This window comes from Parachitinimonas caeni (assembly GCF_030129945.1).
In the GTDB taxonomy this organism is placed as follows: domain Bacteria; phylum Pseudomonadota; class Gammaproteobacteria; order Burkholderiales; family Chitinimonadaceae; genus Parachitinimonas; species Parachitinimonas caeni.
Genome location: NZ_JARRAF010000070.1, coordinates 1 through 9,026, shown reverse-complemented (window position 1 = coordinate 9,026; position 9,026 = coordinate 1). Strand labels below are relative to the sequence as shown.

The 9,026-nt window shown below is 59.6% G+C and carries 6 protein-coding genes; 1 reads left to right on the top strand and 5 read right to left on the bottom strand.

Annotation, left to right across the window (positions count from 1 at the left end; translation table 11 throughout):
• Positions 1–288: 288 nt before the first annotated feature.
• Positions 289–1,911, bottom strand: coding sequence for a hypothetical protein (locus PZA18_RS23120; RefSeq protein ID WP_284103265.1), 1,623 nt, complete (start codon positions 1,909–1,911; stop codon positions 289–291).
• Between the two features lie 136 nt (positions 1,912–2,047).
• Between PZA18_RS23120 and blaOXA the strand changes: the two genes are divergently transcribed.
• Complete coding sequence (gene blaOXA / locus PZA18_RS23115; protein ID WP_284103264.1) at positions 2,048–2,878, top strand: class D beta-lactamase; 831 nt, start codon at positions 2,048–2,050, stop codon at positions 2,876–2,878.
• A gap of 127 nt (positions 2,879–3,005) precedes the next feature.
• On the opposite strand, the gene PZA18_RS23110 is transcribed toward blaOXA, so the two are convergent.
• The 4 genes from PZA18_RS23110 to PZA18_RS23095 all read right to left on the bottom strand — a co-directional run.
• Positions 3,006–5,195, bottom strand: coding sequence for a PhoX family protein (locus PZA18_RS23110; protein WP_284103263.1), 2,190 nt, complete (start codon positions 5,193–5,195; stop codon positions 3,006–3,008).
• A 426-nt stretch (positions 5,196–5,621) separates the two neighbouring features.
• Entirely contained in the window at positions 5,622–7,859 is a 2,238-nt protein-coding gene (locus tag PZA18_RS23105; protein WP_284103262.1) for a PhoX family protein, read from the bottom strand.
• Positions 7,860–8,068: 209 nt separating this feature from the next.
• Positions 8,069–8,638, bottom strand: coding sequence for an SRPBCC family protein (locus tag PZA18_RS23100; RefSeq protein WP_284103261.1), 570 nt, complete (start codon positions 8,636–8,638; stop codon positions 8,069–8,071).
• A 78-nt stretch (positions 8,639–8,716) separates the two neighbouring features.
• Positions 8,717–9,026 (bottom strand): transposase (locus PZA18_RS23095; protein ID WP_284103260.1); only part of this gene is annotated, 310 nt, incomplete at its 5' end.

Below are 9,026 nucleotides of genomic sequence, written 5' to 3'. Positions count from 1 at the left end.
ATTTTTGGGGCATGGCGTCGTTAGCGTTCGCTTATTTAGCTCGCTAAACTGCGCTCACCCTGCCTAGCCCTGCCCCAAAACTCGGCCCGGCGCGACCGGAAACAAAACGTCAACAGAGCCTAGGTCTCGCCAACGTCCAGCAGGCACTGGCACCCGCCGACAGCACCGACGCCCGGCCTTACTGGTGGTCGGTATCAGGTGAAGACCTCTACCGTGCTCTGCTGGCCAGCGCCCAGCCTTTTCGGCCACCGGGCGATGATGCATAGCGCTGGTTACGGTGGGAGGCATTCAAGCCATATCTGCCGTGCAGGCCAGATGCTGGGTGGCCAGCGGCAGTCCAGCCAGGATGCTCCGGAAGAACTGGCGATCGCGCCCGGCCAGCTCTGGCAGTAGCCGACCCAGGCGGACAGCGGTGGCATCACCGTCGCCATCTTCGCCACTTTGCAGACCAAACCACAGATGCTCGAACAGCAGATTGGCCAACTGCAAGGGTTCGTAGCGTACCCGGCCTTCGTCGTGTTCCTGCAGTAACAGTGCCGTCAGCTGTGGCCAGCTGCCAAAGCCTTTGGCGTGACTGAAGGTGGCATGAAAAGGTCGAGCGGCTTCCAAAAATGTGGCGACTGGCATTGGCTGCTGGCAACGAAAGGCCGATAGCTCGGGAGAGTCCCCCGCCCAGCAGGCCCCCCGCACGACCCGTAGCAGGAAAATCGTGTTCCAGATGGAGTTGCTACCCAGTCCGAAGCGATCACAGATCCATTCGCTCATGCCAATCCACCGAATCGCCTGCTGCTGGATGCTCAGCAAATCGTAGTGCCGCTCCGGGTCGAGCAAGCCCTCTTTCCAGAACAGCCACAGCACTAGTCCCAGATTGGCCGCAACATGCTGGGCAGCATCAAGAGAATCCGCCTCGAAAGCAGCTTGCAGCGCCTTGCTGAAGTCACCGACGGCAATCAGCGCATGACGGCGCCGCTCGGCCAGCTCACGTGACTCGTGAGTCGCCTCAGCCTTGTGCAGCAAGGCGTTGAGGTTATGAAACTCACACCGCACACGCGGGTTGTAACGGACGGCGTTACGGGTTTCCTCATTGCTTTGCAGATTGACCAGCTCACGCCGCACCGTCGCTTCATCCCGCGTGGCGTAGGCGTGCCAGCCATAGAGCAGATGTGTCATCGCCGTCAGCGTTGGGGAGCCGTGCTGACCGCTCAGCCGTTCCAGGGCCTGCAAGCTACGGACCGACTGTTCCAGGTTCCCGAGCCGGCGCCAGGTCATTCCCGCGTTGAGCAAGGCCAGCCCCTGCTGAAAGCCATCACCGGCGTAGTCCTGCGCCTGCCCGAAATGGGCGAGCGCGCCAGAGCGCTTTCGCTCTCCCTGGCCGGCATCGTCAGCCAGCCGGCCATCCAGAAAATCCCGCTTGCCCAGAGCCAGGTGATACCAGAAATCGAGCCGCTGCATGGCTTCATCAAGCGGGTGCCGTGTGATGGCAGCGGTTCCGACCGATGGTGCCAGCCCAAGCGCCGACTGCACCCCAGCCAGATCCAGTGCTGTCTCGCCAAGCCAAAAGGTCAGTCGCGCAGCGCTGGGTGGCGTCAGCCAGAAAGGTCCGCGACTGCGGCCTCGCAGTGGCAGAAGGCGCGGATCTATGGCGTTATCACTCCCCCAGCCGACGACGATGCCCCAGCGGGAAAAATCCGCAAAACAGCGACTGACCAGCATGCGCACATCGGCAGCGCGATTAAACCGCTGTGCCAGCCCCCCCGCCTCGACGCCGTACTCCCGACACAGCAAAGCCAGCCACAGCCGCGCCAGAAACCATACCGACTGATGGCTGGCGGGCTGGCCATCGACACTGCATGGCTGCTGCAGCTGGATACGCAGCAAGGGGCTGGGTGCAGCCTCAAACGAATCAGTCATGTTACATCCGTTACGTATGTTGCATACATGACATCATGGCAGTTCTGAGAGAAGCATGCATCCCGGTACAGTGCGGGCTGTCGAGACGTACAGAGCATTCCCGACAATCTACTGTAATGAATTCAAGGAGTTGACCATGATTCGTCGTACTTTTCTCACGGGCTTGCTAACGGTTGGCCTCGGACTCGCCACCGCATTCAGCCATGCCGACAGCACGCCATTCCCGCCACAGCTGACCGAGGTCAAAGCCGAGTTTGCCAAGCCCTTTGCCAAGTATCAGGTCAAGGGGACTTTCGTCATGCTTGATGGCCAGACCGGCCGTTACAGCGTTTACAACCTGGAGCGCGCCAGCGAACGCAAGATGCCAGCCTCGACCTTCAAGCTGTTCAACAGCCTGGTGGCCTTCGACACCGGCGCCCTCAAGGACGACCGGGAAGTGATTGCCTGGGATGGCGTCGAGCGCGACTTCACCAGCTGGAACCGCGACATGAACATTCGCGACGCCATCCGCGTCTCCAACGTGCCGTTTTATCAGGAACTGGCCCGGCGCATCGGCCGCGAAAAAATGCAGGCCGCCTTGAATCAGGTTGGCTATGGCAACAAGATGATTGGCAGGGAGATAGACCAGTTCTGGCTCGACAACACCCTGCAGATTTCGGCCAAGGAGCAGGTGGATTTCGTGATGCGGCTGGCACGCGGCAAATTGCCGTTCTCGGCACGCGCCATTGATATGGTGCAGCAGATCAGCATTCTGGAACGGACGCCGAGTTATGTACTGCATGGCAAAACCGGCTGGGGCGGTCGTGCCACCACGCCGGGGGTAGGCTGGTGGACCGGTTATCTGGAGCGGGGTGACAAGCTCTACGCCTTTGCCATGAACATGGATATGCAGAAGCTGGAAGACGCCCCGCTGCGGCTGAAAATCGCCAAGCAAATCATGCTGCAACAGGGCCTGATCGAAGAGTAACCCCCACACCAACGTCGATTCCGGCACTACCGTGCAGGGCAGCCGATAGTGAAGGAGTCTGGTGGCCGGTTACCCCCACTGCCTTGCCGGGCAGCGGGGGCGAGAACCGGCCGTTTCAGCAAGGTGATCAGATGCCGATTGTCCCGCCGTCATCCTTGGTGATCACGATGGTGGCAGAACGTGGTCGGCTATTGCCACCGTGCGGCCAGTGGCTGTGCCACTTGGCGGGATCTGCCAACACACTCGCCGGGGTCTCCTCGCCAGGGTGCTGGATATTGACGAACAAAGCCCGGCCGTCCGGGGTCTCGGTAATGCCGGTGAGCTCGCAGCCGCGAGGCCCCACCATAAAACGTCGCAAGGTATCGGGGGTCGGATTCTTGCCCTTGAAGGTCGTTACCTCCAGGCGATCGCTTCCTTGCTGGTTTTCGACAATGGCCGCAGCGCCGTCGCCTACCCGCCCTGGCAACGCCGCCAGCATCATGCAATTGCTGACGTCGGTGTACGCACCATCGTCGGTCTGAATCCACAGCAGCCCATTGCGGGTGAAGGTGATGCCATCCGGACTGGACATATCATTGACCTCGGTCAGCCCAGACAGATTGACCGAGGATGGCGCGCCAGCCTCGGCACCAAAGACATAAATATCCCAGCGGAAGCTGACCGCAGCCGGATCGTCCCCGTTATCCCGGGTGCGGATGATATGGCCGTTGACATTGCCCTTGTTGCGGCGGCTGCCATCGCCATAAACATCTTCATAAGCACGCGGATTGGCCGCATCCGGCAGTAGTTTGGGGTGGTTTGCCCCAGCCAGAACCCGGTTCGAGTTATTGGTGAGGGTGAAATAAACCTCGTTGTTCCTGGGATTCACGGCACACCACTCCGGCCGATCCATGCGAGTCCCCCCTGCCGCATCGGCCGCGACCCGGGTATTGACCATGATGTCAGCCAGATCCACAAACGGATGTGGGGTATAGCCGGTGAGGCGGCTGTTATCCATGGTCAATGGCAACCAGTCACCGGAACCATCGGCATTGAAGCGGGCGACATACAGCGTGCCGTAGTCCAGATATTTATCACCGGCCACCACGCCCCCATTGGCATCGGCAGGGTCCCACAGCGCCTTCGAGACAAACTTGTAGATGTACTCGTTTTTCGTGTCGTCTCCCATGTAAAACACCACGGGCCTGCCCGCAACCGGAGCCGGGCAGACCGCGCACTCATGGGCAAGCCGGCCAAGTGCCGTGCGCTTGCGCGGAACCGAATCTGGCTGGTATGGGTCCAGCTCCAGCACATAACCGAAGGTATTGGCCTCGTTGCGATAATCGTCGCTGCCATCGGCCGACTTGCCATTGCGGCTCATGTCCCAGCGCCGATAGAAATCCCCCTCGCCAACCGAAGCCCAGCCGCTCATACCGTCTGCGCCGGCCATCAGGCCATAGCGACGCAAGGAGTGCTGCTCCTTGGGCGTGCGTTTACTGTCGTCATCCTTGGCGCGGGCAAAGTAAAACGCCCAGTTTTCTTCACAGGTCAGAAACGTCCCCCAGGGCGTCCGCCCAACGGCGCAGTTATTCAAGGTGCCACGGGCCTTGGTGGCATTGGTGGAATGACGGGTTCTCACCAGCAGGCTGCCCCGTACCGGGCCATGGATTTCGACCGGGGTCTGCGGCGTGATGCGCCGGTTGTAGCGCGAGGCGGCGTTCACCTTGAAGCGCCCATTCACCTTACGGACTTCAACAATCGACACACCATGCGCAGCAATTTCTCTATCCGCCTCCTGCTGCGGCCGACGGCCACCGGTCAAGGTAGGGCCTTCCGGGTGCAGAAAGGTCGCCGTGACGTTCTCATGGTTCATTGCCAGCAGACCACGCTCAGCCCCGGCATCATCCCGACCACTGCCATCGGCCTTCAGGCCGAAATACTCCATGCCGTCATGGTGGTCGCCTGCACGCCAGTCAAAATCGACATCACTGCCATCGTTGCGATAAGCGCCAAGACCTGCTTTCAGCGGATCTCCCACGGCATAGATCACCTCCGCCGAATAGCCTTCAGGCAGGGTTATGGCATCCGCCAGGCTTTTGGCGACAGGGTTGAAGTTGAATCCACCCACCGTTGTCGGAATATCGCCGCCAGTGCCCGGTGTCGCGCAGCCACTCAGCCCCAGGCCCCCCAGCAGGGTGACTGCTGCGCCCCCCAGCCCGCCCCGCAAGAGGCCACGGCGGCTAAGACGCGCCGTCAATATGTCGGCAAAATCAGGGTTGTCGCTGTCGTTGTAACCCATATCATCTGGGTCGATCGCAGGATGGGGCAGTCGATTCATGGTAAGTCCTGTTCATAAAAATAAGACGGGGCACACATTGACAGCCCGCCAGGCCGCACCTGGGTAAATCAACCGAAATCATGGGGTTGCTTGCTCGCGCAAGCGATGGGCGTTGCAACAGGTGACTCATGGGCGAGCCCAGCGGGCAGCCTTATCTTACCTTTCGATGACGTAAGCGTTACAAATTTCAGTCATTTTGAAGAACAATTTTTATCAAAACTGCCTTGCATTACTTCAATCACTGCCCGCCAACCGGACAAAACCCCCGTCAGGTTTCTTACTGATATTCTGAAAATTCAAACAGTTCACCATCGCATACCGAATCCAGACCCAGCAAAGCAAACAGCCACGCATGGCGTGGCTGTTTGCTTATTACGATGGATCACCGCAAGACTTCGGGGCCCTTTACATCACAGGCCAGCTGCATCAAATACCGATCGTACCGCCATCATCCTTGGTAATGACCACGGTTGCCGAACGTGGTCGCTGGTTGCCACCATGCGGCCAGTGGCTTTGCCACTTCGCAGGGTCGGCCAGATCTGCAGCACGGGTATCTTCGCCCGGATGCTGGATATTGATGAACAAGGTACGACCATCCGGCGTTTCCGTAATACCGGTGATTTCGCATCCCTTGGGGCCAACCAGAAAGCGGCGCAGATTATCGGCGGTCGGATTCTTGCCCTTCTGGGTGGCTACCTCAAGGCTATCGTTGCCAAGCTTATTGGCCACTGTGGCAGGGCCGCCATCGCCCACCTGCCCTGGCAAGGCCGCCAGCAGCATGCAGTTGGTGACATCGGTATACGCGCCGTCATCGGTCTGAATCCACAACAGACCGTTGCGTGTGAAGGCAATACCATCCGGGCTCGACATATCGTTATCAGCCGTCAGTGCCGACAGGTTGACCGAGGCCGGCGCACCGGCTTCGGCAGCAAAGAGATAGATATCCCATTTGAAGCCGCCGGCCGCCGGATCGTCGCCGTTTTCCCTGGTGCGGAGGATATGGCCGTTGACATTGCCCTTGCTGGTCGCGCTGCTGCCAGTAAAGTTGTCTTCATAAGCGCGCGGATTGGCCGCATCCGGCAGGATCTTGCTGCCGGATGCCCCGGCCAGTACCCGGTTTGAATTATTGGTGAGGGTGAAGTACACCTCATTGTTCTTCGGATTGACCGCACACCATTCGGGGCGGTCCATTTTGGTTGCCCCCGCTGCATCAGCGGCCAGACGGACATTGACCAGCACGTCGGCCTGGTCTGCAAACAGGTAGCCGGCATAGCCTGCAACCTTGGGGTTACTCAGGCTCAACGGCAGCCACTCACCCGAGCCATCGGCATTGAAGCGCGCCACATACAGCGTGCCCTCGTTCAGATACTTGTCGCCTGCCGCCATGCCGCGATGGGCATCGGCCGCATCCCATACCGCTTTCGAGACGAATTTGTAGATGTATTCGTTTCTGGAATCGTCACCCATGTAGAACACCACGGGTTTGCCAACAACCGGCTTCGGGCACACCGCACACTCGTGGGCAAAACGCCCGAGCGCCGTGCGTTTTTGCGGCAGGGCGCTCGGGTTGTATGGGTCCAGCTCCAGCACATAGCCAAAGGTGTTGGCCTCGTTGCGATAGTCATCACTGCCATCGGCCGAAATACCGCTACGGCCCAGATCCCAACGGCGGTATGCGTCTTCTGTGCCAGCGCTGGCCCAGGCATAGCTGCCGCTGCTTCCCTCGTTCAGACCATAACGCTTCAGCGCGACAACTTCGCGCGCGCTGCGCCGGGCGTCATCGCCTTTGATGCGGGCAAAGTAGCCGGCCCAGTTCTCTTCACAGGTCAGGAAAGTCCCCCAAGGGGTGCGCCCGGTGGCGCAATTATTCAGGGTGCCGCGTGCACCAGTGCCATCCTTTGAATAGACCGTCTTCACCAACGCAGAGCCGCGCACTGGACCTGCGATGCCAACCGGCGTGAGCGGCGTAATGCGTCGGTTGAATGGCGATGCCTGCTCGGTCTGGAAGCGTCCGGCCTGCTTGCGGATTTCGACGACCGATACGCCATGTGCCGCCACTTCCCTATCCACTTCAGCCTTATTGACACGCACACCATTACTGCTGGTCACGCCTTTCGGGTGCAGGAAGACCGTTGTCAGATTCTCGTGATTCATCACCAGCAGGCCGCGTTCCGAGCCATTGTCGTCACGCGCATTGCCGCCAACGGTCAGGCCAAAATACTCCATGCCGTCATGGTGGTCCCCGGCGCGCCAGTCAAAATCGACATCGCTCCCATCATTGCGATAGGCAGCCAAACCCGCCTTGAGCGGATCCCCCACGGCATAGATCACACTGGCGCTATAGCCTGCCGGCAGGACCAGGGCATCTGCCAGGCTTTTGGCGACGGGATTGAAATTGAAGCGGGCAGGCGTAGTCGCCCCACCCGAGCCTGGGTTGCCGGTTCCGCCCCCCGTGCCAGCACCACCACCGGTGGGTGTGGAATCGCTGCTGCTACAACCTGCCAGACCGAATCCCCCCAGCAATACCGAGGCCGCACCGCCCAGGCCACCGCGCAAAATGCCACGTCGGCTCAGGCGCGCATCAAGCACCGCATCAAAACTGGGGTTGGCGCTGTCGTTATGACCGATGTCGTCCGGGTCAAGAGTGTGCAGAGGCTGGTTCATGAGTCGCGTCCATAAAGTGGGAACAAAGTGGCGCGACAATAGAGGGCTTATATTGCAGGCGACTTACCGATTGCTTGCAGAAAAATGAAATTGCGGTATTGCCATAAAGTCAGACCCCGCAAACAACACCTGCCGACAATCAGACCAGCCATACAAGCCCCAACCGGATGTGCGATCAAGGGCCTCATCCAAGCGCCCCCCATCCTGGCTCAGGACGTCTTGGGCGGTGCGGCGTGGTATTTCTTCAGCTGCTCGCGCCATTCGGTCCAGTCGTAGGGCTTGCCGGTTTCGAAGCGCTTTTGCAGGTTCTTCAAAACATTGGGCCAAGCTTTATCGAAATAGGCTTTGGCCGCCGGCCATTCGCCACCGCTGCCCCAGCCGACGTGATTCAGCGTCAGGCGCGTGCCGCCCTCTTCCGCCGCAAACCGCACAATCACCACCGTGCGCTGCTTGCGGGCCTCGGCCAGATGCGGCGGGGCATTCCAGGTAAACGACAGCAGCTTCTCGGGTTCGGCAGCCAGTACTACCATGTCATCCGCCCCTTTCAGGCCCGGTGCGCCATAGGGGTCCATATAAATACGAAACGCGCCCCCCGGTTTGGCTTCGACTTCCGCCTCAGGTGCAAAAAAGCTGGTGATTCCCTCTGAGGTGGTCCACGCTTTCCAGACTTCGGCCACCGGCGCCTTGAGCGATACCGCGACATCAATCGCCGGCTCGCCGGCCCAGGCGGGCAGGTACATTCCAGCAAGCAACAAACCCGCTGACATCAAATTCTTCATATTTTCCCCTTTGTAATGGCTGCCAACCATTCATGACGAACTGCCCACGGCAACCTCAACAGAGCCTAGATAGTGTCGTCACGAGATTTCCAGCCAAAGAGCAAGGCACCGTATTTGAACGGCCGCGACAAACGACTTCAGTCGTTTTGCGTAGCGCGTTGCAATCCCGCGCCATCGCTTGATCTTGAGAAAAGCGTTTTCGACCAAATGCCTGTGCTGGTATAGGTGCTCATCATAGGGCCGCTGTTCCTTCCGGTTTCTGCGTGGCGGAATAACCGGATTCATCCCTTGCTCACGGGCTTGCTGCACAATAGCGTCATTGTCATAAGCCTTATCACCGATCAGATTCTGAGCCGAAATCCCTTCAATCAACGCCTGGGCTTGGCTG